The sequence below is a fragment of the Acidovorax sp. LjRoot117 genome (assembly GCF_964252695.1).
In the GTDB taxonomy this organism is placed as follows: domain Bacteria; phylum Pseudomonadota; class Gammaproteobacteria; order Burkholderiales; family Burkholderiaceae_C; genus Acidovorax.
In genome coordinates this window covers 1025916-1049860 of record NZ_CAXUPO020000001.1, presented here as the reverse complement: position 1 = coordinate 1049860, position 23945 = coordinate 1025916, and the positions used below count along the sequence as shown (strand labels likewise).

At 68.8% G+C, this 23945-nt stretch carries 27 protein-coding genes; 8 read left to right on the top strand and 19 right to left on the bottom strand.

Features of this window, described 5'->3' with window-relative positions; genetic code table 11:
• Positions 1 to 41: 41 nt before the first annotated feature.
• Together ACSQ3D_RS04885 and otsB are read right to left on the bottom strand one after the other, a co-directional pair.
• On the bottom strand, positions 42 to 1847 hold the full coding sequence (locus tag ACSQ3D_RS04885) for a glycoside hydrolase family 15 protein (protein WP_436126093.1): 1806 nt from the start codon (positions 1845 to 1847) through the stop codon (positions 42 to 44).
• Entirely contained in the window at positions 1844 to 2581 is a 738-nt protein-coding gene (otsB, locus tag ACSQ3D_RS04880) for a trehalose-phosphatase (protein WP_436126092.1), read from the bottom strand. The genes ACSQ3D_RS04885 and otsB overlap by 4 nt, the downstream gene beginning before the upstream one ends.
• Before the next feature lie 183 nt (positions 2582 to 2764).
• Between otsB and trxC the strand changes: the two genes are divergently transcribed.
• Positions 2765 to 3211, top strand: a complete 447-nt coding sequence (gene trxC, locus ACSQ3D_RS04875) for a thioredoxin TrxC (RefSeq protein ID WP_436126091.1) — start codon at positions 2765 to 2767, stop codon at positions 3209 to 3211.
• A gap of 21 nt (positions 3212 to 3232) precedes the next feature.
• Here the strand turns inward: trxC and ACSQ3D_RS04870 are convergent, their stop codons facing one another.
• The 4 genes from ACSQ3D_RS04870 to ACSQ3D_RS04855 form a co-directional block, all read right to left on the bottom strand.
• Positions 3233 to 3709: a DoxX family protein gene (locus ACSQ3D_RS04870; RefSeq protein WP_436126090.1), complete on the bottom strand. Its 477-nt coding sequence runs from the start codon at positions 3707 to 3709 to the stop codon at positions 3233 to 3235.
• On the bottom strand, positions 3706 to 4509 hold the full coding sequence (locus ACSQ3D_RS04865) for an HvfC/BufC N-terminal domain-containing protein (protein ID WP_436126089.1): 804 nt from the start codon (positions 4507 to 4509) through the stop codon (positions 3706 to 3708). The genes ACSQ3D_RS04870 and ACSQ3D_RS04865 overlap by 4 nt, the downstream gene beginning before the upstream one ends.
• Positions 4500 to 5363, bottom strand: a complete 864-nt coding sequence (bufB, locus tag ACSQ3D_RS04860) for an MNIO family bufferin maturase (protein ID WP_056164497.1) — start codon at positions 5361 to 5363, stop codon at positions 4500 to 4502. The genes ACSQ3D_RS04865 and bufB overlap by 10 nt, the downstream gene beginning before the upstream one ends.
• Before the next feature lie 184 nt (positions 5364 to 5547).
• Entirely contained in the window at positions 5548 to 5844 is a 297-nt protein-coding gene (locus tag ACSQ3D_RS04855; RefSeq protein ID WP_056414230.1) for a BufA1 family periplasmic bufferin-type metallophore, read from the bottom strand.
• A gap of 252 nt (positions 5845 to 6096) precedes the next feature.
• Between ACSQ3D_RS04855 and ACSQ3D_RS04850 the strand changes: the two genes are divergently transcribed.
• Together ACSQ3D_RS04850 and ACSQ3D_RS04845 are read left to right on the top strand one after the other, a co-directional pair.
• Positions 6097 to 6636: a sigma-70 family RNA polymerase sigma factor gene (locus ACSQ3D_RS04850; RefSeq protein ID WP_056164502.1), complete on the top strand. Its 540-nt coding sequence runs from the start codon at positions 6097 to 6099 to the stop codon at positions 6634 to 6636.
• Positions 6636 to 7277, top strand: a complete 642-nt coding sequence (locus ACSQ3D_RS04845; RefSeq protein ID WP_056414077.1) for an NrsF family protein — start codon at positions 6636 to 6638, stop codon at positions 7275 to 7277. The genes ACSQ3D_RS04850 and ACSQ3D_RS04845 overlap by 1 nt, the downstream gene beginning before the upstream one ends.
• Before the next feature lie 135 nt (positions 7278 to 7412).
• On the opposite strand, the gene ACSQ3D_RS04840 is transcribed toward ACSQ3D_RS04845, so the two are convergent.
• Positions 7413 to 7868 carry an N-acetyltransferase family protein gene (locus tag ACSQ3D_RS04840; RefSeq protein ID WP_436126088.1) on the bottom strand — a complete coding sequence of 152 codons (456 nt, stop codon included), beginning with the start codon at positions 7866 to 7868 and terminating at the stop codon, positions 7413 to 7415.
• 258 nt (positions 7869 to 8126) lie between these two features.
• A complete protein-coding gene (locus ACSQ3D_RS04835) occupies positions 8127 to 9395 on the bottom strand; it encodes a multifunctional CCA addition/repair protein (protein ID WP_436126087.1) in 1269 nt (422 codons plus the stop codon).
• Between the two features lie 44 nt (positions 9396 to 9439).
• On the opposite strand from ACSQ3D_RS04835, the gene ACSQ3D_RS04830 reads away from it, so the two are divergent.
• On the top strand, positions 9440 to 9895 hold the full coding sequence (locus tag ACSQ3D_RS04830; RefSeq protein WP_436126086.1) for a hypothetical protein: 456 nt from the start codon (positions 9440 to 9442) through the stop codon (positions 9893 to 9895).
• Positions 9896 to 9909: 14 nt separating this feature from the next.
• On the opposite strand, the gene ACSQ3D_RS04825 is transcribed toward ACSQ3D_RS04830, so the two are convergent.
• The 4 genes from ACSQ3D_RS04825 to ACSQ3D_RS04810 form a co-directional block, all read right to left on the bottom strand.
• Positions 9910 to 10203 (bottom strand): type II toxin-antitoxin system RelE/ParE family toxin, encoded by a 294-nt coding sequence (locus ACSQ3D_RS04825; protein ID WP_056164518.1) that lies wholly within the window; start codon positions 10201 to 10203, stop codon positions 9910 to 9912.
• Positions 10200 to 10475, bottom strand: coding sequence for a type II toxin -antitoxin system TacA 1-like antitoxin (locus ACSQ3D_RS04820; protein ID WP_056164521.1), 276 nt, complete (start codon positions 10473 to 10475; stop codon positions 10200 to 10202). The genes ACSQ3D_RS04825 and ACSQ3D_RS04820 overlap by 4 nt, the downstream gene beginning before the upstream one ends.
• 62 nt (positions 10476 to 10537) lie before the next feature.
• Positions 10538 to 10846 (bottom strand): NIPSNAP family protein, encoded by a 309-nt coding sequence (locus ACSQ3D_RS04815; RefSeq protein ID WP_436126085.1) that lies wholly within the window; start codon positions 10844 to 10846, stop codon positions 10538 to 10540.
• 13 nt (positions 10847 to 10859) lie between these two features.
• On the bottom strand, positions 10860 to 11552 hold the full coding sequence (locus ACSQ3D_RS04810; RefSeq protein ID WP_396506104.1) for a glutathione S-transferase family protein: 693 nt from the start codon (positions 11550 to 11552) through the stop codon (positions 10860 to 10862).
• Positions 11553 to 11857: 305 nt separating this feature from the next.
• Here ACSQ3D_RS04810 and ACSQ3D_RS04805 point away from each other — a divergent pair, with 305 nt between their 5' ends.
• The gene (locus tag ACSQ3D_RS04805) at positions 11858 to 13579 is read left to right on the top strand and encodes a diguanylate cyclase (RefSeq protein ID WP_436126084.1); all 1722 of its coding nucleotides are present in this window, start codon (positions 11858 to 11860) and stop codon (positions 13577 to 13579) included.
• A 51-nt stretch (positions 13580 to 13630) separates the two neighbouring features.
• On the opposite strand, the gene ACSQ3D_RS04800 is transcribed toward ACSQ3D_RS04805, so the two are convergent.
• Complete coding sequence (locus ACSQ3D_RS04800) at positions 13631 to 14212, bottom strand: 5-formyltetrahydrofolate cyclo-ligase (protein ID WP_056164526.1); 582 nt, start codon at positions 14210 to 14212, stop codon at positions 13631 to 13633.
• A 14-nt stretch (positions 14213 to 14226) separates the two neighbouring features.
• On the opposite strand from ACSQ3D_RS04800, the gene ACSQ3D_RS04795 reads away from it, so the two are divergent.
• The 3 genes from ACSQ3D_RS04795 (at position 14227) to ACSQ3D_RS04785 (ending at position 17526) form a co-directional block, all read left to right on the top strand.
• Positions 14227 to 16209, top strand: coding sequence for a lytic transglycosylase domain-containing protein (locus ACSQ3D_RS04795; RefSeq protein WP_056414057.1), 1983 nt, complete (start codon positions 14227 to 14229; stop codon positions 16207 to 16209).
• Between the two features lie 132 nt (positions 16210 to 16341).
• Positions 16342 to 16929, top strand: a complete 588-nt coding sequence (locus ACSQ3D_RS04790) for a DUF4124 domain-containing protein (RefSeq protein WP_436126083.1) — start codon at positions 16342 to 16344, stop codon at positions 16927 to 16929.
• A gap of 51 nt (positions 16930 to 16980) precedes the next feature.
• Positions 16981 to 17526, top strand: a complete 546-nt coding sequence (locus ACSQ3D_RS04785) for a hypothetical protein (protein ID WP_436126082.1) — start codon at positions 16981 to 16983, stop codon at positions 17524 to 17526.
• Between the two features lie 36 nt (positions 17527 to 17562).
• Here ACSQ3D_RS04785 and ACSQ3D_RS04780 read toward each other — a convergent pair whose 3' ends face one another.
• The 6 genes from ACSQ3D_RS04780 to ACSQ3D_RS04755 form a co-directional block, all read right to left on the bottom strand.
• Positions 17563 to 18498 (bottom strand): MBL fold metallo-hydrolase, encoded by a 936-nt coding sequence (locus tag ACSQ3D_RS04780; protein WP_436126081.1) that lies wholly within the window; start codon positions 18496 to 18498, stop codon positions 17563 to 17565.
• 253 nt (positions 18499 to 18751) lie between these two features.
• Positions 18752 to 19144, bottom strand: a complete 393-nt coding sequence (rbsD, locus tag ACSQ3D_RS04775) for a D-ribose pyranase (RefSeq protein ID WP_056414045.1) — start codon at positions 19142 to 19144, stop codon at positions 18752 to 18754.
• Positions 19141 to 20094, bottom strand: a complete 954-nt coding sequence (rbsK, locus tag ACSQ3D_RS04770; protein WP_436126080.1) for a ribokinase — start codon at positions 20092 to 20094, stop codon at positions 19141 to 19143. The genes rbsD and rbsK overlap by 4 nt, the downstream gene beginning before the upstream one ends.
• Positions 20091 to 21110 (bottom strand): LacI family DNA-binding transcriptional regulator, encoded by a 1020-nt coding sequence (locus ACSQ3D_RS04765; protein ID WP_396506091.1) that lies wholly within the window; start codon positions 21108 to 21110, stop codon positions 20091 to 20093. The genes rbsK and ACSQ3D_RS04765 overlap by 4 nt, the downstream gene beginning before the upstream one ends.
• Before the next feature lie 44 nt (positions 21111 to 21154).
• On the bottom strand, positions 21155 to 22150 hold the full coding sequence (locus tag ACSQ3D_RS04760) for an ABC transporter permease (protein WP_056414035.1): 996 nt from the start codon (positions 22148 to 22150) through the stop codon (positions 21155 to 21157).
• Positions 22147 to 23838 (bottom strand): sugar ABC transporter ATP-binding protein, encoded by a 1692-nt coding sequence (locus tag ACSQ3D_RS04755; RefSeq protein ID WP_436126079.1) that lies wholly within the window; start codon positions 23836 to 23838, stop codon positions 22147 to 22149. Before ACSQ3D_RS04755 ends, ACSQ3D_RS04760 begins: the two co-directional genes overlap by 4 nt.
• Positions 23839 to 23945: the final 107 nt, after the last annotated feature.

Below are 23945 nucleotides of genomic sequence, written 5' to 3'. Positions count from 1 at the left end.
TCATCGCCGCGGATGGTGCAGTCAAACTGTCGGACGTCGCCTCAAATCACACTGTCCCACGGGGCCGACAGGCGCACCGCGGCGTTGATCACACCCACCATCGAGTAGGTCTGCGGGAAGTTGCCCCACATCTCCTGCGTCTCGGCATGGGTGTCTTCGGACAGCAGGCCCAGCGGGTTGCGCGCTGCCAGCATGGTCTCGAAGATGGCCCGTGCCTCGTCCTTGCGGCCGATGCGCGCGAGCGCGTCGATGCGCCAGAAGGTGCAGATGTTGAACGCCGTCTCGGGCTTGCCGAAGTCGTCGGCCGCTTCGTAGCGGCGCATGTACGGGCCGTCGCACAGGCTCTTTTCCATGGCCTCCACCGTGCTCACGAAGCGCGGGTCCATGGGGTCGATCATGCCCACCTCGGCCATCAGCAGCACGCTGGCGTCGAGCTCGTTGCCGCCGAAGCTTTCGGCAAAGGCCTGGCGGGATTCGCTCCAGGACTTGGCGATGATCTCGTCGCGCATGCGGTCGGCATGGTCGCGCCAGTATGCGGCGCGGTCGGGCAGTTGCAGGGTCAGCGCGATCTTGGCCAGGCGGTCGCAGGCGCCCCAGCTCATCAGCGCAGATGATGTGTGGACCCGCGCGCGGGTGCGCAGCTCCCACATGCCCGCATCGGGCTGGCCGTACACGCGCACCGCGTTGGCGCCCACTTGCTCCAGGCGGGTGAACTCGGCCTGGCCTGCGCGGTGCAGCAGCCGGTGGTCATGGAACGACTGCGCGGCGCCCAGCACGATGTTGCCGTACACGTCATGCTGAAAATGCTCGGCCGCCTGGTTGCCCACGCGCACCGGGCCCATGCCGCGGTAGCCGGCCAGCTGCGGCATCACGGACTCGGGCAGGTCTTTTTCCAGACCAATGCCGTACAGCGGCTGGATGTGGCCGTCGCCGCCTTCGATGACCACGTTGCTGAGCCAGCGCAGGTAGTCCTCCATGGTGCCGACTTCGGAGATGCTGTTGAGCGCACGCACCACGAAGAACGCATCGCGCAGCCAGCAGTAGCGGTAGTCCCAGTTGCGGCCGCTGTGCGCGGACTCGGGGATGCTGGTGGTCATGGCCGCCACGATGGCGCCGGTGTCCTCGTACAGCGACAGCTTGAGCGTGATGGCCGCGCGGATCACCGCGTCCTGCCACTCCAGCGGCAAGGCCAGTGCACGGCTCCAGTTGCGCCAGTAGCTGGTGGTTTCCTGCTCGAAGTAGCGCGCCGTGTCGGCAATGCCTTCGTGCAGAGGCTCGTCCGCGCCGAGCAAGAAGTTGTGCTCGCGCGTGAGCACGAACGACTGCCCCGACAGCACGTGCGATACCGGCGCATCGGTGGACAGGCGCAGCGTCATGTCCTCGCCCACATAGCGGATGTGGTTGCTGCCGCGCGTGATGTGCGGCGTGCTGCGGCCCCAGTCGTAGCGCACCTTGAGCGCCACGCGGATGCGCGGCGCGCCTTCGATGGGCCGCACGCGGCGCACCAGTGTCATGGGCCGAAAGAACCGCGAGCGGCTGTTGAAGCGCGGCGCAAAGTCGGTGATCTCCACACCATGCCCGGCCTTGTCGAACAGCTGCGTGCGCAGGATGGCGGTATTGGGCTCGTACCACTGGTGGGCCGAGGCCAGGTCCTCGATCTCGATCGCGAAGTGGCTGCCCTCGTCGCCGGGCTGCAGCAGCGCGTTGAACACCGGGTCGCCATCGAAGCGGGGCAGGCAGCACCAGACCATGCGGGCGTGGTTGTCGATCAGTGCGCTGATGGCGCAATTGCCGATCATTCCGAGGTTGAGCGAGCCCTGTTGGGGTTCGTTGGCGGCAGTGTTCATTGTTCTCGTTCCCAGTTGGTCCTTGCGCTGGAGAGCCAGCCGCGCAGTGCGGCGGGTGTCATGCAGCGGTGTTGTGCCATGGTCGGGCCCTCGCCCACCTTGATGCCCCACCCGCCCAGGGCCTGCACGGCGGCAAAGCCCGATTCGTCGGTGACGTCGTCGCCCACGAAGACAGGGACCCGGCCCGCAAACGGCGGCTGGGTCATGAAGTCGACGATGGCCTGCCCCTTGTGGACCCCGCGGGGCTTGACCTCGAAGACGAACTTGCCGCGCATCAGCTCCACGCCTTCCATGCCTTGCAAGGCGCGTTCCAGGGTGTCCAGACAGCGCGCCTCCATATGGGGCGCCAGGCGGTAGTGCAGGGCGACGCTGGCGCGCTTGGGCTCCACCAGCAGGCCGGGATGGCGCGACGCCAGGTCGTACGCCGCCTGCAGCACGGGGGCCAGATCGGGCGGCTGCACGGCCGGGTGGGATGTGTCGTGGAGGCGGTATTGCGCACCGTGCTCGCTGGCCAGCGGCAGGTGCAGCGGGGCCAGAAACACGTCGATGTCGGCCTCGGGTCGCCCGGTCACGATGGCCAGTGCACCACCCAGGTGCCCGTGCAGCGCGGAGAGTGTGGGTACCAGCCCGGACGCGATGCGCACCGCTTCGGGGCGCGACGCCAGCTCGGTGAGCGTGCCGTCGAAATCGAGAAAAAGGGCGTTGGCAGTTGTCAGTATCGGAAGCAGCTGCATGGGCCGAGACCTTAGCAGATGCCACCGGGCCGACCGGCCCGCCGGGGTGTTCTACACCCTGTAATCCCGCGTAAATTTTTGCAAGCAGGTATTTGGCCGACAGTGCTGCGGCGGGTGCGCCGACTTGAAAAATCCGGCGCGGTCGCCACCTGCGCACATTCAGACTGCCAACAACGCGCCCCCATGTCCGAAGCCCTGCACATCGTCTGCCCCCACTGCCACACCACCAACCGCGTGCAAACCGCGCAGCTGGCCAGCGCGCCCGACTGCGGCCAGTGCCACCAGCCGCTCTTCGAAGGGGCACCGCTCGAACTCGACGCCGCGTCGTTCGAGCGCCATGTGGCGCGCAGCCACATCCCCGTGGTGGTGGACTTCTGGGCGCCGTGGTGCGGCCCGTGCCGCCAGATGGCGCCCGCCTTTGCCCAGGCCGCGCGCGAGCTGGAGCCGCAGGTACGCCTGGCCAAGCTCAACACCGAAGAGCACCAGGCTCTGGGAGCGCGCCATGCGATCCGCAGCATTCCGACCATGGTGATGTTCCAGCAGGGGCGCGAGGTGGCCCGCATCTCCGGCGCGCTGGGCGCGGCGGACATCGCGCGCTGGGTGCGCACCGCGGCCCCGTCCAACGCGTGAAGGTGGGCTGAGGCGGCCGGCTCAGCGCAGGCCCAGCGCGCGGTCCAGCGACACAGCGCCCGCGCCGCGCCCCACCAGGTACAGCAGCAGCCCCGCCCAGGACAGGTGCGTGGGCCACGCGTCCGGGTACACGAACACCTGGATCACCAGCGTCATGCCCAAGAGCGCCAGCGCGGACAGCCGGGTGAACAGCCCCAGCACCAGCAGCACGGCGAACAGGTGCTCGGCCACCGTGGCCATCTGTGCGGCCAGGTGCGGCGGGATCAGCGGCAGCTTGTACTCGTCGCTGAACAGCGCATAGGCGCTGTCGGAGATGGTGAACCAGCCCTCGACCTTGGTGCGCGCCGACAGCCAGAAGATGCCGGCCAGCGCGATGCGGTTGACGAGTGCGAGCAGGCTGTGGGGTGTGAGCCAGGCGGAGATGTGTGCCAGCCGGGCCAGCCACGCGCGGGGGCCGCCTGCGGTTGGGGAGAGCATGGGGATGGTGTTGGGTGTCATGGTGTTTCCTTTGAACATGGGGCCGGTGCAGCCGCATCGGCCGCGGCTTCGGTGAGCGCTCCGGCGTCCAGCAGCAACATCAGCAGCGCTGCGATGTCGGTATCTGGTTCGGCCACCAATGCTTCTGTGGCAGCGGCCTCCAATGGCAGGCCTTGCGCGCAGGCGTCCATGAAGGCGATGCCTGCATGCGGCAACGCGCACCACACCACGGCGGAATCGGGCCGGGTCAGCAAGCCGCCATCGCCTGTCCACAGCAGGTCTGCATCCATCGGCCACTGGTCGCGGTGGCGCTGCCACAGGGCATACGCGGGGTGGTCATCGCACCAGGCCCAGCGCGCCGCCGGGTGGGGCCGCAGGTGCCACAGTGCCAGCGTGTCGGTCGGCTGGCGGCCCAGCCAGGTCGCGTCGAGCGCAGGGGCATCGGCCGCCAGGTGGCTCGTCGTCCAGCACCGGTCGAGGTGTGCAACGGCGGGCAGGTAGGGCAGTGCTGCGGCTGGCCCGAACTGCTGCAGAAAATCGGCAAAGCCCGCGCCATAGTCCATGAGCCGCCCGTCGGCCGGTGGCTGCGCGTGGGCGAAAACGGCCGCCGCTGCACGAAACCAGTCGGTGCCCACCAGGCTGCACACGGTGGGGTAATTGGCCTGCAGCGTGTCGATGCAGGCGGCGAGCACGGTGTTGCGGTACACCGCAAAGCCGGGCTGGGCGGCCAGGGCTGTGAGCCACGCGGGTGTTGGTGCCACGGTGTCTGGCGAAGGCAGCAACGCAGCCGCCAGGCCGTCCTGAAAATCGCTCAGGTGCATGGCGCCACCTCGCGTTGTTCGTGGTGTTGCGCGCAGGCGGCCAGCGCGCTGTGTGCCTCGTCGCGTTCAGCCAGCAGCTCTGCCAACGCGGGCACGTTGCCGTCCCGTTCGATGAGCGTGGGGATAGGGCCTGTGCGCGCCAGCACCTGTTCATACAACGCCCAAACGGCAGGGTCGATGGGCGCATCGTGGCTGTCGATGAGCAGCGCGTCGCCCAGCGCCGGGTCGGCATGGTGCCCGGCCAGGTGGATCTCCGCGACGGCGTGCAGCGGGAACGCATCGATGTAGGCCCGCGCATCCGTGCCCAGGTTGTGGGCGCTCACATGCACGTTGTTCACATCCAGCAGCAGCGCGCAGCCGGTGCGCCGCACCAGATCGGCCAGAAAGTCGGTCTCGCACCAGTCGTGCCCGTCGATGTGCAGGTAGTGCGTGGGGTTCTCGATGGCGATGGTGCGCTGCAAGGCATCCTGCGTGCGCGCGATGTTGTCCGCGATGCGGGCCAGTGCGGCGTGGGTGCGCGGAAACGGCAGCAGGTCGGGCAGGTAGTGGCCGCGCCAGGAGGACCACGCCAGATGTTCGGACACGATGGCGGGCTCGATGCGCCGCACCAGCGCGGCCAGCCGGGCCAAGTGATCGGCATCGGGCGGTGCATCGGCCGCGAGCGACAGCGACACCCCATGCAGCGCCACCGGGTGGCGCGCACGGATGGCTTCGAGCCACGCCAGCCGCGGGCCGCCGGCGGCCAAGTAGTTTTCGGGATGAACCTCCCACCACAGGCCGGGCGCACCGCAGTGCTGTGCCTCGGCGTAGTGCTGGGGCTTGAGGCCCAGGCCGGCGGTCAACGGGGATGGCATGGCAGATCGCTGTAGTGGTGAGGGGAGGCTTTGCCGTATCGGTTATCCATGGCGCTGCGCGCCACCCGCGGCCCACGAAGCGGGCGCGGACCAGGCCAGTGCACCCGTGGAGCCGGCTTTGCCGGGCCACCGGGTGCGTCCCCCTTCGGGGGAAGGCGCGCAGCGCCTCAGGGGGCGCTTCATTTCAGGATTTGATGGGCATCAGCGACCCCATGCCCTTGGGCGTCTTGAGCGTGGCGCAGGTGCCGGCGGGCACGTACTTCCAGGCGTTGCCCTGGTAGTCCATCTTGGACGTGCCCGCGCACGTGGTGCCGGCGCCGGCAGCGCAGTCGTTCTTGCCGGCCATCGACACGCCGTAGCACTTCTCCATGGCGGGCTTGGCGGCGTCGGCCATGGGCTGGGCAGGGGCCTGTGCCAAGGCGGAGGTGCAGGCAATGGCCGAGAGTGCGAGGGCGCCGAGGCTGAGGGTGCGTGTGGTCATGGCAAATTTCTCCAACAGAGTTTGATAAATAAATTAATAAGAAAGGGATCGAAGCGGACCGGTGGCGGCAACGTGCGGGGCAGAACTAACTAACTAGCTGACTGCCTGCACCCTGCAGCACCCGATCTGCGCTGTAATTCGCGCTGGCGGCGCCGCGGGTTACACGGCGCTGCCAATCCACACGCTTATTTATTTTTTGCACCCGCTGTAACCGGAGGGCCCGCTGTGACGAATACCCTGCAGGGAGACGCCATGGACATTGAAGAGCGGCTGCGCGGATTGCTGCTGCAGGGGCTGGACGCCGACGCAGCGGCCTACCAGCGATTTCTGAAGGAGCTGAGCGCGCACCTGCGTGCGTTCCTGCGCCGCCGCCTGGCGCAGCGGCCCGACGAGGTGGAGGACCTCGTGCAGGAGACCCTGCTGGCGGTGCACAACCAGCGCCACACCTACCGGGCCGACTCGCCGGTGACGGCCTGGGTGCATGCGATTGCGCGCTACAAGCTCATCGACTGGCTGCGATCGCGCGCCGCCAAGGAAGCGCTGCATGTGCCGCTGGACGACACCGACGACCTGTTCGCCAGCACCGACAGCGAGGCGGCCGAGGCCCGGCGCGACCTGGGCCGCCTGCTGGAGCAGTTGCCCGACCGCCAGCGCCTGCCCATTGTGCACATGAAGCTCGAGGGCCTGTCGGTAGTCGAGACCGCACAGCTCACCGGCCTGTCGGAGTCGGCCGTCAAAGTCGGCGTGCACCGGGGCCTGAAGGCCCTGGCCGCCAAGATCAGGGGAATGTGATGAAGACCGATGAATTGATCGAGCTGTTGGCCGCCGACGCGCACCCGGTGGCCCGCCACACGGTGGAGCAGCGCCTGGCCGTGGCCGCGTTCGCCGGCATTGCCGGGGCCTCCGTGCTCATGCTGGCGCTTTTCGGCCTGCGCAGCGATCTGGCCGCCACGATGGCCATGCCCATGTTCTGGGGCAAGCTGGCCTTCGCGGGCACGCTGGCCGCGGCCGGGCTGATGCTGCTGCAGCGCATGGCGCGCCCGGGCGTGCCTGCCGGTCGTGCCGCACTGTGGCTGGCGCTGCCGCCGCTGGTGCTGTGGGGCCTGGCGCTGGCCACGCTGGCGCAGGCGGCGCCGGCCGAGCGCCTGCCGCTCATCCTGGGCAGCACCTGGCGGACGTGCCCCTTCAACATCGCCGTGCTGTCGGTGCCGGCGTTCGCCGCGGGCTTCTGGGCATTGAAAGGCGCGGCACCCACGCGCCTGGCCTGGGCGGGCGCTGGGGCCGGCCTGCTGGCTGGGGCGCTGGGGGCGCTGGTGTATGCGCTGCACTGCCCAGAGATGGCCACGCCGTTTCTCGCGGTGTGGTATCTGGCGGGCATGGCGGTGCCGACGGCCGTGGGGGCTATTGCGGGGCCGCGGTGGTTGCGCTGGTGAGCGTGCCTTCAAGACGGTCCCTGCTCGAAAAAAGCAAAGCCGTTCACGCTGAGCTTGTCGGAGCGCGGCGAGGCTTCGACAAGCTCAGCCCGAACGGTTTTGATCGAGAGTGAATCCGCAAAAGAGAGCGAATACCTATCCCACCCGCTGGCTGTACGCCCGAAACACCGTGTCGTGCACCCAGCCCAGCGACTCGTACAGCGACTGCGCCGTGGTGTTGGTGTGGGCCGTGGTCAGGTCCATGCGCACCTTGCCCTGCGCGCGTGCGTGGTCGCGCGCCGCGATCAGCAAGGCGCGGCCTGCTCCCGTCTTGCGGGCGGTGGGCGCCACGAACAGGTCGTACAGCGTGTAGATGGGCGCCGCCTCCACCGAGCAGAACGTGGGGTAGAGCTGGCAAAAGCCGATGGCTGCACCGGTTTCATCGAACGCCATGAGGATGCTGGACTCGCCGCGCGTGAGCCGGTCGGCGATGAAGTGCTGCGCCGCTGCAAGGTCGGGTGCCTGGTCGTAGAACTGGCGGTAGGCGTCGAACAGCGGGGCGATGGTGTCCGCGTCGGCGGGGGTGGCCAGGCGGATGTGCAGAGGGTTCATGGCGGAGCGGTGGTGGCTGGAGCAGGGGCCCGCCCGCAGGCAATGCCGCTGCGCACGGGGTGGTCGAAAGGAGGCGGATTCTAGAGGCGTTGCGAGGCTTGTGCCACGCTTGCGTTGGGTGAAGGTGCGAGGGGTGTGGCACGCGCATGCCCTGGCTTCGACAAGCTCAGCCCGAACGGTTGTGAGGGGCGCGGGCCGTTGTCAAGCCTGCGCAGAAGCCGGTACCGAAGCAGAGGCAAAACCAGAAGCAGAAGCTTCTTACTTCTGCCCCGGCTCAGTCACTTGCTTCTCCTCCTGCAGCCATTGCGCCACGGCCCGCACGCGCTCCTGGTGGATCAACCCGCCCACCTGCGGCCCGGTCAGCCCCCGGCTCGCGGCCTGCGCTGCGATATCGCGCGTGACCACCGACTGCGCTGCCGTCAGCACCGCCAGCAAACGCGGGCGCTGCGGGTAGGGCGTTTCTTCGAAGTGCAGTCGCCCGCGCGCATCGCACTCGCAGGCCAGCAACACGTCGGCAAACCGCGCAGGCTTGCGAATGGCGTCGCAGCGCTCCAGCAGGCGCATGAGGGCCGCGGCGGACAGCTCGCCGCTGCGGTGGATGTGGCCGTGCTCACGGGCCACCACGTCGGCGGTCTCGCGGCAGTCCACCGGCACGCGCAGGCGCTCGGCCACGTCCACCAGCAGCTCGGCGCTGCGCTGCTCGTGCTCGATGTGGCGCGGCAGCACGTCGGCGGGTGTCGTGCCCTTGCCCAGGTCGTGCGCCAGGCAGGCAAAGCGCACGGTCAGCGGGGCACCCAGCCGCGCGGACATGTCCAGCACCATCATCAGGTGCACGCCGGTGTCCACCTCGGGGTGGTATTCAGCGCGCTGCGGCACGCCCCACAGGCGCGCCACCTCGGGCAGCAGCACGGCCAGCGCACCGCATTCGCGCAGCACTTCGAACATGCGCGAGGGCCTGGCTTCCATCAGGCCGCGCGCCAGCTCCTGCCACACGCGCTCGGGCACCAGGTGGTCCACCTCGCCGTGGGCGACCATCTCGCGCATGAGCTGCATGGTCTCGGGCGCCACGGTGAAGTCGGTGAAGCGCGCCGCAAAACGCGCCACGCGCAGGATGCGCACCGGGTCTTCGCGGAAGGCATCGGTCACGTGGCGCAGCACGCGCGCTTCGATGTCGCGCACGCCGTGGTAGGGGTCAAACAGGCCGCTGCCACGAGATGGATGGGTGTCTTCTGCTATCGCATTGATAGTGAGGTCGCGGCGCGAGAGGTCTTCCTCCAGCGTCACGTCGGGCGCGGTGTGCACCGCAAAGCCCCGGTAGCCCTGGCCGCTCTTGCGCTCGGTGCGGGCCAGCGCATATTCCTCGCGCGTGGTGGGGTGCAAAAAGACGGGGAAGTCGCGGCCCACGGGCAGGTAGCCACCCTCCAGCATCTGCTCGGGCGTGGCGCCCACCACCACCCAGTCGCGGTCGTTCACCGGACGGCCCAGCAGCTTGTCGCGGACGGCGCCGCCCACCATGTAGATTTTCATGGGGCGAGTTTAGAACCTGCGCTGCGCCGTATATTCGCCCCACCATGTCCCTATCGTCCGACCTCACTATCGCCCAGCTCAACCCCGACGGCAGCGTGCCCGTGCCCCCGGCGCCGGACGCTGCGGCCAACGCTGCTGCTGCCGCACTGCAGCGCGAGGCGCAGTTCGAAGCGCTGAAGTCCAAGGTGGAGGACCTGGAAGCAATCCTGGCCAAGCCCTTGAACGAAATCCTGGGCGACCGGGACAAGTTCAAGGAATCTGCCGCTGCCTGGGAGGCCTTCGGCGCGATGTGGATGCTGTCGCAGCGCGCCATGCGCCGCGTGGCCCTGGACCTGGCCGAGCAGCAGGGCGTGACCGAGGCCGAGGTGGTGGCGCGGGCGCTGGCCTATGCGAACGATGTGCTCAATGGCGACGGGGTGGATTTGGGCGGCTCGATTGCCGAGGCGCAGATGGCGCACATCGCGCGGCACAAAGCGAAGTTGCGCAAGCAGTTTCGGTAGTGGATGGGCGGGGTTCAGCGCTTGAAGCCCGCCTCCCGCTGGTTGCGCACCGCCAATACAAAAACGGTGTCGATGTCCGCCACGTAGTGGTACAGCGCCACGTACCCGCGAGACGCCCGGCCTATCACCAGTTCGCGCTTGCCACCTTGCACAGGCCGACCGATCTGTGGGCTGTGGGACAGGATCTGCAGGGCGTCCACGATGGCGCCGATGCGTTCGGGCGCACTGCCCGGGTCGTACTGCGCGATGTGGTCGAAGAAGCGGTCGAAGTCCTCCAGAACCTCTGGCGCCAGCTCGATGCGGGTCATGCCTTGGCGGCGGGTTTGCGAGGCTGCTCGCCCTGGGCTCGGGCGGTCAGGTAAGCCTTGGCATCGTCCCACGCCACCGTCTTGCCGGTAGCGCGAATGCGTGCCCAGCGCTCGTCGGCCAGGGCGTGGAATGCGTTGTCCTGCTCCACTTGCTCCACCTTCTGGGCCAAGGCCTCCAGGATGAAAGCGTGTGCTGTCTTGCCGACTTGCGCTGCCGCGGCGTTGATGCGGCTTTTCATCTCATCTTCAAGGCGAATGGTGGTGGTGGACATGGGGGGCTCCTGCAGGAAAAGGCAATGTAGCACATTGGTGCTACATCGACTCAACGCGTTTCTCAGGCAAACACCGGCCTGAAAAAGCTCCGCTCATAGCTTACGATGCAGCCTGTCTCCTCGGCATAGCGGAACGCCGCCAGGCACTCCGCGTCCTGCATCGATTGCTGGCGGTACACCTCGTAGGCCGCCAGGCTCTCGAAGGTGAACAGCGCCAGCGCGATGTTGTTCGCGCCTTCGCTGGGCATGAAGTAGCCGTGGTGCTGGCCGCCGAATTTCTCGACCAGCGGAATCCACAGCTTGCCGTAGTGCTCGAACTCCCGGAGCTTGCTGGTATTGAGCACATAGCGCAGGTAGATGGTGACTGCCATGTACAAGTGCTCCTCAGCGCTTGGCGGGGGCCAGGCGGTAGGGTTCCTCGAAGTCGAGGAAGTCCTTTTCGGCCAATGCGTCGTCGATCCAGGCCTTCACGCCGGGCAGGGCGCGCACGCGCTGCACGTAGTCGGCGATCTGCGGCGGCAGGGGCAGGGCGTAGGTCGCCAGGCGCATGCACACGGGGGCGAAGTACGCGTCGGCGATGGTGAACTCGCCGAACAGCATCGGGCCGCCATGCTCGTCGAGCAGCGCGCTCCACATGCCCACCAGGCGCTGCACGTCGGCACGCACGCCGGCGTTGTCGCGCCACAGCAGCGCGCCGGTGTCGGGCAGGTCGGCCTCGATGTTCATGGGGCAGTTGTTGCGCAGGGCCGAAAAGCCGCTGTGCATTTCGGCGCAGATGCTGCGCGCGCGCGCCCGGGCCTTGGGGTCGGTGGGCCAGAGCTTCTTGTCGGGGTGCGTCTCGGCCGCGTATTCGGCGATGGCCAGGGTGTCCCACACCACCAGGTCGCCGTCGACCAGCACCGGCACTTTGCCGGTGGGGTTGACGGCGCCGATGGCGCGCTTGAATTCGGAATCCGCGTCGAAGCTGTCGAAGCGCACGCGGACTTCGTCGAACGCGATGCCGGCCTGGCGCAGCAGCACCCAGGGGCGCATGGACCACGAGGAGTAATTCTTGTTGCCGATGTAGAGCTTGAGCATGGATGAAAAACCTGGTGCCTGGGTAAGGGGCATTGATGCTACCGCCGCCATGGGCGGTTCATCCATGCTGAATGACACGTCATTTGATGCCATCTGCGCATCAAAGCCCAAAAAGCCGCCCATTCCGCCCGGCTGGGGAATTCCGGGGTGCGGCACAATCTGCCGCTTTCGAGGTGGTTTCCCGCCCGATCTCTGCCGGGCCGGCTTTGATGACGCTGTCTTTTTTTGCTTTTTTGCTGAGGGTGGTTTGCCAGCGGTGGCTGCGCAGCGCGGCCGCACTGGCCGGCGGCCTGGTGTGGGCCGCCATGGCCCTGGCCGCAACCGCCCAGGCCCAGCCCGCGGGGCGCGATGCCCCGGCCCCCGTCGCCCAGCACGCCGGCGGCATGCTGGTGGTGCCGTTCATGGGCATGTTCGAGGACAAGACCCGCCAGATGACCATCGAGGCGGTGCGCCAGCCCGAGAACGAGGCGCAGTTTGCCTACCCCGAGAACCCCCTCAAGGGCGCGGAATCCGACCGGGTGCTGTGGTTCCGGCTGCGCCTGCAGCTGGCCGACCCGGCCGATGCGCTGCGCGAGTGGCTGCTGCTGGTGCCCACCGTGTCCACGCACGAGTTGCGGTTCAACGGCCCCTACGACGCCCAGGGCAAGGCGCTGGCCGAGCCGGTGGTCACGGGCATGCGCCACCCCTGGTCCACGCGGCCGGCGGGGTCCGAGCAGATGGCCTGGCGCTTCAAGCTGCCCGATGCGGGCGTGTACACGGTGTACTTCCGGGTGGAGTCGACCTTTGCGCGGTTCTACGCGGCCTCGGTGTGGGACCTGGCGGACTACCTGCAGGCCACGCAGGACAAGCGCATGTTCGACGGCGTGTGCTACGGCCTGCTGCTCGGTCTGGTGGTGTTCAGCACGGTGATGCTGCTGGTGTTCCGCGAGAGCATCTACGCCTGGTACCTGGTGTCGTGCGCCGGGGCGCTGCTGGCCCTGGCGGGGTTCAACGGCCACACGCTGCGCTACCCGTTTGCGCACTGGCCCGAGGCGGCGGGGTTCTTCTACAGCGTGGCGCCGCCGCTGTGGGCCATCTCCAAGCTGATGTTCGGGCGCAGCCTCCTGCGGCTGTCGCACTTTGCGCCGCGCCTGGACAAGGTGGTGCTGGCCATGGTGGCGGCGTTGGCGCTGGCCACGGTGTACGGGCTGCTGGGGTCGCACCCGCTGTGGCTGTTCCGCCTGGTGCAGGCCTCGGTCATGGCGTCCACCGTGGTGCTGACGGCCGGTGCGGTGATGGCCATGCGGCGGCGGTACTGGCCGGCCGTGCTGTATTCGGCGGGGGTGACCCTGCTGCTCATCGGCATCTGCGCCATCGTCGTGGCCAGCTGGGGCTGGGTGGCCTGGACGCCGCAGCAGATGGACATGACCCAGACCGTGCTGGTGGCCGAGTCCATCGTGTTCGCGGCCGCCATGGCCTCGCGCGTGCGGCTGCTGCGCAATTCGGAAGAAGCGCTCACCGTGCGCACGCAAGAATTGGTCGAGGCGCTGGGCACCGATGCCCTGACCGGTGCCGCCAACCGCGCCGGGCTGGCCAGCCGCGCTGGCGCCGCCATCGCGGAGAACCGGCCGTTTGCTTTGCTGCTGCTGGACCTGGACGGTTTTAAGGGCGTGAACGACACCCACGGCCACGCCGCGGGCGACGTGGTGCTGGCCACCATGGTGCAGCGCCTGCGCGCCCAGTTGCGGGCCGAAGACATGGTGGCACGCCTGGGCGGCGATGAATTCGCGGTGCTGATCGCCGGCGCCCCGCCGCGCGACGTGATCGCCGCCATGGCCCGCCGCATGGCCGCCAGCGCCGCCGAGCCCGTGATGTTCGAAGGCCGCGCACTCACCGTGGGCATGAGCCTGGGCATCGCCAGCCACCCGGTCGACGGCGTGACCCTGGCCGACCTGCTGCGCGCCGCCGACAGCGCCATGTACGCCTGCAAACGCCGCCCTGCCGGTGGCGAGTGCTATGCCTTTGCCTCGGAACTGCGGGTGGGCTGAGGCAGCGACCCGGCGGTGCCGGGCGCCGTCACAGCAGGCGCTGAAGATGTTTCAGGGGGAGCCCACCGGCCAGACCACGCCGTTGTCGTTCAGGATCGCGTCGAGCGGCAGGTCGAACTCTTCCGGCTCAAAATCGTCCAGGTACCCGTTGGTAAAGCCCAGCCCCACCGTGAACGGCTTGGGCTGCAGCGTGGCCAGCGTGCGGTCGTAGAAACCGCCGCCATACCCCAGCCGGTAGCCGCCCGGCGCATAGCCCACGCAGGGCACGAACAGCAGGGTGGGCACGATGACCTCGGTGTCCTTGGGCTTGGGGATGCCGTAGGCGTCCTCCTCCATGGGGCAGCCGGGGTACCAGGCGTGGAAGGTCAGGGTCTTGTGCACCTTGTTGACCACCGGCAGGCCGATGCGGCGCAACTGGGGCTCGTCCAGCAGTTCGCCGTCTTCCTTCCAGCGGTGCAGGGCGGGCAACGGGTCGAACTCGCCCTTGATGGGCCAATAGGCCCCGATCACCGTGTCCGGCCGGTTCACCAGCCAGATGCGCATGACCTGCTGTAACAGGTCGGACCGCTGTAGGCGGTCGGGCAGGTTCAGGCGTTCTTCTACCAACGCGCGCCGCAGGGCTGCTTTGTCCATCAGATAATTCCCCCATGCAATTGTTTCGAATTCTGACACCGCTTCTCGCCGGCGCCCTGCTGGCCACCGCCGCGCCCCTTGTCCAGGCGCAAAACCGTGGTGACGATACCCTGCTCGAGATGCAACAGGCCTTCCGCAAGGGAGACCGCAAGAGACTGGAGCAACTGCTGCCCTCGGCGCGCGGTCACGCGCTGGAGCCCTGGGCGGCGTACTGGGAACTCAAGCTGCGCCTGGGCGAGGCCTCGCCGGCCGAGATCCAGTCCTTCATGCAGCGCTACGCCGGCAGTTACCAGGAAGACCGCCTGCGCAACGACTGGCTGCTGCTCTTGGGCCAGCGCCGCGACTGGGCGCAGTTTGCCGAGCAGCACCCGAGCTACCGCATGTCCGACGACCGCGAGGTGCGCTGCTACGCCCTGCTGATCGACCAGATCAAGGGCACCGCCAGCCCCACCGTGGCCGAGGACGTGCGCAGCAACTGGTATGCCCAGCGCGACGGCGACGATGGCTGCACCCACGCCGCACGGGAGCTGTACGGCTACAAGAAGCTCTCGGCCCTGGACGTGTGGCGCAAGGCCCGCCTGGGCATCGAGGCCAACCGCCCCCGCGTGGTGCGCACTGCGGTCGAGATCGTCTCGCCCGACTCGCTGCCCCAGGTCAAGGACGTGCTGGATGCGCCCAGCAAATATTTGCTCTCGCGCGCCACGGCTTCCGGCAAGGCCAAGCAGGAACTGGTCCTCCTGGCCCTGCTCAAGCTGGCCATCGGCGACCCGGACGGCGCGGCCTACCAGCTCGACAGCAAATGGGGCGTGCACCTGTCGGCCGAAGAGCGCAACTGGGCCTGGGCCGTGATTGGCAAGACCGCCGCACAGCGGCTGGCGGGCAACGCCCACGGCTACTTCGCCAACGTCACCAAAGATACCGACCTGAACGACGACCTGCTGGGCTGGAAAGTGCGCGCCGCCCTGCGCGCCGGCCAGTGGAATGCGGTGGCCAAGGCCGTCAACGCCATGAGCCCTGAAGGCCGCCAGGACAGCACCTGGGTGTACTGGAAGGCGCGCTCCCTGCTCACAGGCCGCGTGACCGACGCCGAACGCGCCGAGGCCCGCCAACTGCTCGAAGGCATCGCCAGCACGCGCGGCTTTTATGAGCAACTGGCGCTCGAAGAAATCGGCCAGCGCATCACGGTACCGCCCGCACCCGCCCCCCTCACGGCCGAAGAAAAAGCCGCCGCCCGCGCGAACCCGGGCCTGAACCGAGCGCTGTACGCCATCCTGCTCGGCCTGCGCAGCGAAGGCGTGCGCGAGTGGAACTACACCACCAACCTGCACCAGAGCGGCGGCATGCCCGACCGCGAACTGCTGGCCGCCGCCGACTTCGCCTGCCAGCGCGAGGTGTGGGACCGCTGCATCAACACCAGCGAACGCACCAAGAGCGTGGTGGACACCACCCAGCGCTTTCCCACGCCGTTTCGCAGCGCCGTGGTCGAGCGCGCCAACGGCATCGGCCTGGACCCGGCGTATGTCTACGGCCTGATCCGCCAGGAAAGCCGCTTCATCATGGACGCGCGCTCCCACGTGGGCGCCTCGGGCCTGATGCAGGTCATGCCCGCCACCGCGCGCTGGACGGCCAAGAAGATCGGCATGAACAACTTCACCGCCGACCAGATCAACGACCGCGACACCAACATCACCATCGGCACCGCGTACCTCAAGCTCGCGCTCGATGACTTCGCGGGCTCCATGCCCATGGCCGCCGCCGCCTACAACGCCGGCCCCGGCCGCCCACGCAGCTGGCGCAACGGCCCGGTGCTGGACGCCGCCATCTGGGCCGAAAACGTGCCCTTTGCGGAAACGCGCGACTACGTGAAGAAGGTGCTGGCCAACACCACCAACTACGCCGCCATGCTCACCGGCCAGCCCCAGTCGCTCAAGAGCCGCCTGGGCACCATCGGCCCGCGTGATGCGGCCGCGCCCGAGGTGAACAAGGACCTGCCGTAATTCGTGCGGTGGGCAGGTCTGCAGGTCTGCGGTTTTGCGGGTTTGCAAAGGAATGCTATAAAAATAAGAGCTGCTGCCGCTGGATGAGCAAGCGGTAGCGCCATTTTTCAATCAAAGATGGAGGGAGTGGAGATGATGAAGAATCTGCAGTGGCTGGCCATGGCCGCCGTGGTGTCGGGGCTGTTCGGGGGCGCGCAAGCGCAACCCGTCTACAAGTGGGTGGACGCCCAGGGCAAGACCCACTACGGCTCCCAGCCGCCGCCGTCCAACGCAGACGCCGAGCCGCTCAAGCTGCAGAGCAACAACGGCGCCACCAAGAGCGTGTCGTCGTCATCCGCGTCCGGCAAGCCGGGCCAGCAGTACAACGCCGACGGCACCAAGAAAGTCCCGAAGGACGTGGAAGAGTTCGGCGAAGACATGAAGAAAGCCCTGCAGAAGGTGGACGGCAAGCAGGTGCCCCTCAACTGCTCCGCCGCCGTGGGCAACATCCACGACCAGGCCGACACCATGCTGGAAGTGGGCCAGAAGAACGTGCGCGACGGCTACATGAGCAAAGCAGAGTTCGATAAGACTGCCCCCAAGATCCGCGAGGCCCGGGGCAAGTACAGCGTGTCGGACTGCCAGTCATCGTCGGGCAACAAGAAGCTGTTCTACCAATGCATGTCGAGCAGTTACAACCATGTGATGGGGTGTGACAAGCAGTACAAGCACGGGGAATAGGCTATCTTTGCCGCGCTGCCCCGCTTGATGTCCCTCCATGCACTGACTGACATGCATCCACTCGGCAATCCCTTCCACCAGAGGCCGAAATCGGCCGACGAGTTCATCCGCTGCATCATCTGGGCGGATTGGGACCCGTCGGCTGCATTTGATTCCGGCTCGAAGAATCTCGTGGGCATCAAGCCTCAGCTGATACGGGATTCGCTCCGCTTGCTGCGGGAGCGGCCGGACCTCTCCCGCTATACCCATGCGCTCACCCGGATCGTCGAGCTTGCAGACGACGATGATGCCCTGCGCGAGTCATGGAAGCGCAATCTGTCTCACCTTCGCGCATTGCTGTACACCTCTCCCATCGGAACGGAACGCCAGCGCTCCAAGTTGTCGGAGGTTGCGCAGAACCAGCAGGTGGTCAGCGCCATGCGGTATGCGCTAGGGCAAGAAGCCGAGCCGGTACCGCGACGCATCGAGCCGACCTGGATTGCAGTTCTGTATGCAGAGGGCTCTGACGCCTGCGTACGGGAAGCAGACCGATTCAATGCGCTCCTGGAGCCGGGCCTCGGGGCGCGATTGCGTGAATACAAGGCGAAAGCTGTGTAGCTCCGGCGGCCATGGGAATGGCTGCCTTGCAAGGGCTCACACGTTGTGCAGCACGTCCCCCTGCCGCACCGCCGCCCCCGACCGCACCAGGTCCTGCGCCAGACTCTGCAGCCACGCATCCTCCTCCTGGTCCCCAAAATGCGTCTCGCGCAGCATGCCGAAATACGGTGTGCCCTGGGCCCAGGCAGTCAGGTCCGCCATGCGGATCTGCTGCCACTCCAGCAGCTTGTATTTCAGCAGCACCTTGGCGGCATAGAGTGCGTGTTTGGTGGGGTTGCGTACAAAGCCGTCCAGCCGGCGGCGTGCGCCGTCGATGGCGCGGGGGGCGTCGGTGAAGACGGGGCCGTGGCCGGGGATCACGACCTGGGGGGCCAGGGCCTCGATCACGTCCAGCGTGGCGGCCACCTCGGCGAATGCGCTGTCGCCTTCCAGCTCCGGGAAGACGACGCCGAAGCCGTTTTCCCACAGCGCGTCGGCCGAGATCAGCACCCGGTCCTGCGGGCTGAACAGCACCACCGAATGCGGGTCGTGGCCGGGTGCGGCGTGCACCTGCCAGGGCTTGTCGCCCAGCAGCACGCAGGAGCCGGGGTCGAGCAGGGTGTCGGCGCGAAACGGCGGGCATTCCTGGCCGGTGGGGGTGTAGCTCAGCGCGTAGGCGTTCCACTGCCGCACGTGGCGCGCCTGCCCGGGCGGGATGGCGGTCAGCACGCGGGGCCAGGTTTTCTGCAGGGCTGCGTTGCCGCCGCAGTGGTCGCTGTGCAGGTGGGTGTTGAGCACGCGGTCGAGCGGGCGGCCCGCCAGGGCGCCCTGCACCAGGGCTACGGTCTGCTCGGCGTGGCTGCAGTAGCCGGTGTCCACGATGGCGGTGTCGTGCTGGCCGATGAAGAGGATGTTGTTGGCCGACAGCCAGCCGCGCTCCAGGACGGTGATCTCGGGGGGGAGCAAATCGTGGGGCGCGGGGCTGTGGGGCATGGGTGGCGGGGCGTGGGGCTGGCGGCGGGCCGGTGGCCTCGTGAGGCCCGGGCCGCCGGGGCTGGCGTGTCAGAACGAGGTCTCAATCCAGCGTAACCCAGCCTGCGCCCCTGGCGGGCTATGCAAAACCCCTACGCGGCGTCTGCGGCGGGCGCTGTCGATGGGGACCGCAAGCCAAGGGCCGCCCCGCAGCGAGGGCGTCGTCCCCCTCAGGGGGAAGGCGCCGCAGGCGACTCAGGGGGAGTCTGTCCCTTCAGAACGTGACGCCGGCCACCAGGATCACGTTCGCGTACGGCGTGCACTCGCCGGTGCGCACCATCACGCGGGCCTGCCGGGTCAGGCGCTTGAAGTCTTCGTGCGGCATCTGCGCGGGGGCCACGGGCAGCGCGGCCGACCAGCCGGGCTGGATGCCGGCGTGGCGCTCCACGGCCTCGGTGGCGATGATGGCTTTTTCGACCTGCATCTCGGCCAGCACCACGCGCAGCACGTCCACCACGGCCGGGATGCCGGGGGTCAGCGCCAGGTCGATGCGGCGCGGGCCGTCGGGGATGGGCAGGCCCACGTCGCCGATGACCAGCATGTCGCCGTGGCCGAGGCTGGCGATGGCGTGGGAGAGTTCGGCGTGCAGCAGGGTGGTGCGTTTCACAGGGCGGTCCAGTCGGGCGGTTGGGGGCTCTGCGCCACGGCGGCGCGGGTGGGGATGGAGGGCTGCGCGCCGTGCTGCGTCACGCACAGCGCGGCGGCGCGGATGCCTTCGCGCACGCCGGCATCCAGCGGCTCGCTGCGCGCCAGCGCCACGGCCAGCGCACCCAGAAAGGTGTCGCCGGCCGCCGTGGTGTCCACCGCGCGCACGCGCATGCCGGGGTGGTGGCGGCAGCCATCGGCGTCGGCCGCCACGGCGCCGGCGGCGCCCAGCGTGACCACGACCTGCGCGGGGCCCCGGCCGCGCAGCGCCTGGGCGGCGGCGGCGGCGTCTTGCGGGCTGTCCACGGCCACGCCGGCCAGGGCCGCGGCCTCGACCTCGTTGACCACCAGCGTGTGCACCAGGGGCCAGAGCGTGTCGGGCAGGGGCTGGATGGGCGAGGGGTTGAGCACCACCGGGCAGCCCGCAGCGTGGGCCTGCTGCGCCGCCGCCACGACCTGCGGCATGGGGGTTTCGAACTGCACCACCAGCCCGCCGGCACCGGGCAGCGCGGCGCCCAGCGCGAGCGCGTCCAGCACGAAGCGGCCGTTGGCGCCGGGCACCACCACGATGCGGTTCTGGCCCGTGGCTTCGACCGTGATGGCGGCCACGCCGGTGGTGGATGCGGTATCGGTCTGCACGCCGCTGTGGTCGATGCCGTCGGCGGCCAGGCCTGCGCGCAGCGTGCGGCCGTAGCCGTCGTCGCCCAGGCGGCCGAAGAGGTGCACCTGGGCGCCCTGGCGCGCGCAGGCCACGGCCTGGTTGCCGCCCTTGCCACCGGGCACCAGGTGCAGGCCGTCGGCCAGCACGGTCTCGCCGGCCTCGGGCGCGCGGGCGACCTGCAGCACCAGGTCCATGTTCAGGCTGCCGACCACGGCGATGCGGGGTGCGGTGTTCAACGCTTTGTCGCTCATGCTGCGGTCTCCGGGGCCGGGGCGGTGGAAGACCGCACGCGCAGCTCGGGCTGCAGCATCACCTTGCGCACGTCCTGGCGCTTGCCGTCGATGCGTTCGAGCAGCATGTCCACCGCCAGTGCGCCGATGCGCTGCTTGGGCTGGGCCACGGTGGTCAGCGGCGGGCTGGTGAAGGCGGCCAGTTCGATGTCGTCGAAGCCGACGATGGACAGCGCCTCGGGCACGCGCAGCGCGCGTTCGTGGGCGGCGCACAGCGCGCCCATGGCCATGAGGTCGTTGCAGACAAAAACGGCGGTGGGCGGCTCGCTCGCGCGCAGCACCGCGTGCATGGCCTCGTACCCGCCCTGGCTGGTGAAGTTGCCGTGCCACAGCAGGCCGCTGCCGTCGCCGCAACCCGCGTCGGCCAGCGCGGCGCGCCAGCCGGCGATGCGCTGCTCGCTGGGCGCCAGGCCCGCGGGGCCGCCGATGCAGGCGATGCGGCGGTGGCCCTGGGCCAGCAGGTGGCGCGTGGCCAGTTGGCCGCCCTGCATGTGGGCGGTTTCGACCAGGTCGCAGGGCAGCTCGGCGATCTCGATCTCGCGGTCCACCAGCACGGTGGGGATGGACAGGCCCGCCAGTTGCGTGGGCAGCGTGGCGTCATGGCCGGTGGAGACGACGATCAGCCCGTCGATGCGGCGCTCGGCCAGCACCTGCAGGTAGCTGCCCTGGCGGTGCGCCTCGTCGTTGGTGTTGCACAGGATGACGTTGTAGCCCGCGCCGAAGCACCGGTCTTCCACGCTGTGCACGATTTCGGCGAAGTAGGGGTTGGAGCTGTTGGGGATCAGCATGCCCAGCGTGCGCGTGTTGTTGCTCTTGAGGCTGCGCGCGATGGCGCTGGGCACGTAGCCCAGGGCGCGGATGGCTGTCTCGACGCGCGCGCGGCCTTCGGGGCTCACGCGGCGCGTGCCGTTGACCACGTGGGACACGGTGGTGACCGATACGTCGGCGTGGCGCGCAACGTCCTTGATAGTAGCCATGGGGTGGAAAAACGGATTCGGTGGAGGTGGGGCGAAGGTGATGTTCAGACGGCGGCGCGGCGCTGGCGCAGCGTGTCCACGATGACGGCGGCCACGATCACGCAGCCCGTGATGATGCGCTTGCTCGGCTCGCTCGCGCCCACCTGGGCCAGGCCCGCCTCCAGCACCGCGATGATCAGCACGCCGAACGCGGTGGTTACCACCGAGCCGCGCCCGCCCATGAGGCTGGTGCCGCCAATCACCACCGCTGCGATGACCTGCAGCTCCATGCCCGAGCCCGCGTTGGGGTCGGCCGCCTCCAGCCGCGCCGACTGCATGAGGCCCGCCAGGCCCGCGAGCAAGCCGGTGAGCGCGAACACGATGATGCGCACCGGGCGCGGGTCCACGCCCGCCAGGCGCATGGCCTCTTCGTTGGTGCCGATGCCCACGACCGAGCGGCCGAACACCGTGCGCGTGAGCACCAGCTGCGCCACCACCACCAGCACCAGCGCGATCAGGAAGGCCACCGAGATGCCGCCGAAGAACGGCGCGGCCAGCCACGAGATCGCATCGCCCACGTACTGCGTGCGCGAGTCGGTGACCAGGTAGGCGCTGCCGCGCACGGCTTCGAGCATGCCCAGCGAGACGATGAACGAGGGCAGCCGCCAGGCCACCGAGATGGAGCCCGTGATGGTGCCGCACACCAGGCCCGTGGCCAGCGCCAGCGCGGCCGCGGCCGGCACCGTCCAGCCCCATTGCAGGATGGCGGCCGCCGACGTGGCGGCCGACAGCGCCATCACCGAGCCCACCGACAGGTCGATGCCCGCGATGATGAGCACGAAGGTCATGCCCACCGCCATCACGGCCAGGGCCGGGATCTCGTTGGCGATGGTGATGAAGGTCTCGGCGCTCCAGAAGTATTCGGACATCCACGAGAACAGGCCCACCATGCCGGCCAGCACGGCCAGGAGCCCGAGGTAGGTGCCGAGCTGGCTGCGCCACACCGGGGTGGCGCGCGGGGCGGGGGATGCGGTGGGGGAGGAGGGGGCTGCGGCGTTCATGCGGTGGCGGAAGAAGGTGCGGACGAGGGCCCGCGGGAAGAAGAGGGTGCGGCGGCAGGCGGCTCGCTGGCGCGGCCCGCCATGTCGGAGAACGCGGCGGCCAGCAGCGACTGCTCGGACCACTCGCCGCGCTCGAACACGGCCACCAGGCGGCCGGCGCTCATCACGCCGATGCGGTCGGCCATGGCCATGAGCTCGCGCAGGTCGGACGACACCATGAGCAGCGCGCGGCCTTCGTCGGCCATGCGGTCGAGTTCGGTGTAGATCTCGGCGCGTGCGCCCACGTCCACGCCGCGGGTGGGCTCGTCCAGCAGCAGCACGCGCACCGGGCGGTGCAGCCAGCGGGCGAACACGACCTTTTGCTGGTTGCCGCCCGACAGCTGGCCCACGGGCTGCTCGCCGTCTTTGCAGCGGATGCTGAGCGTGCGCACAAAGCCCTGCACCAGCCGGTGCTCCAGCGCACGCTGCAGCCAGCCGCCGCGCGACACCGCCGACAGGTCGGACAGCGTGGCGTTGATGCGGATGGGCTGGGCCAGCAGCAGGCCCTGCGACTTGCGGTCCTCCGTGACCAGCCCGATGCCCGCGCGGATGGCCTGCAGGGGCGATGCAAAACCCTTGTCGATCTTGGTTGCTACTTTTTTTGTAGCTGCTTGCGCTTGTCCATCCAGCGGCAGGGGCTGTTTTGGGTCTGAATCTGAAACTGAATCGGAACCATGCAGCGTGACGCTGCCCCGGTCCGCGCGGTCCGCACCGAAGAGCAGGCGCACCAGCTCCGTGCGGCCCGAGCCCACCAGGCCTGCCACGCCGAACACCTCGCCTGCGCGCAGGCTGAGGCTCACGTCCTGCACGGCGGTGCCGCGGCCGATGCCGCTCACTTCCATCACCACCGGGCCGGCCGTGCGGCGAGGGCGGTGGTCCAGGTCGTTGACGGAGCGGCCCACCATGCGGCGCACCAGATCGTCCTCGGACAGGCCGGCCATGGGCAGCACGTCCACCAGCCGGCCGTCGCGCAGCACGGCGGCACGGTCGGCGATGCGGCGCAGCTCTTCGAGCCGGTGCGACACGTAGACGATGGCCACGCCGCGCGCGGTCAGGCGCGCGATCTGGTCGAACAGGTAGGTGGTCTCGCGTGGCGTGAGCATGGCCGTGGGCTCATCGAGCACCAGGATGCGCGTGTCGTCCTGCAGGTTGCGGGCGATCTCCACCATCTGCTGCTGGCCGATGCCCAGTTGCGACACCGGCGTGGCCGGGTCGATGGATTCGAGGCCGATCTTGGCCAGCTGCGTGCGCGCCGCGGCGTGCAGCACGTCCCGCTGCAGCCAGCCCGCGCGGTTCGGCAGGCGGCCCAGCAGCAGGTTCTCGGCCACGGTGAGCGTGGGCACCAGGCCCAGCTCCTGCATCACCATGCGCACTCCGTGCTGCTCGGCCTCGTGCCGCGTGGCCGGGGCAAAGGTCTGCCCCGCCAGCCGCATGCCGCCACGCGTGGCGGGCGTGAGGCCGCAGACGATCTTGGACAGCGTGCTCTTGCCCGCGCCGTTCTCGCCCGTGAGCGCCAGCACCTCGCCCGCGTTCAGCGCCAGCGTCACCCCGTCGAGCACGGTGGTGGCGCTGTAGTCCTTGCCGACCGCGTCGATGCACAGCAGGGGTGTGGGGGGCGCGGGCGGTTGGGTTGTGGGGGTTGAGTGCATGGCAGGTCGCGGCAAGGGTTGCTGATCTCTTGAGCGGTGAACAAAGCTCAGCGAAGCGTTCTGGCCAGGCGCCGGGTCGCAGGCAGTACTGGAAGTACGACCAGACC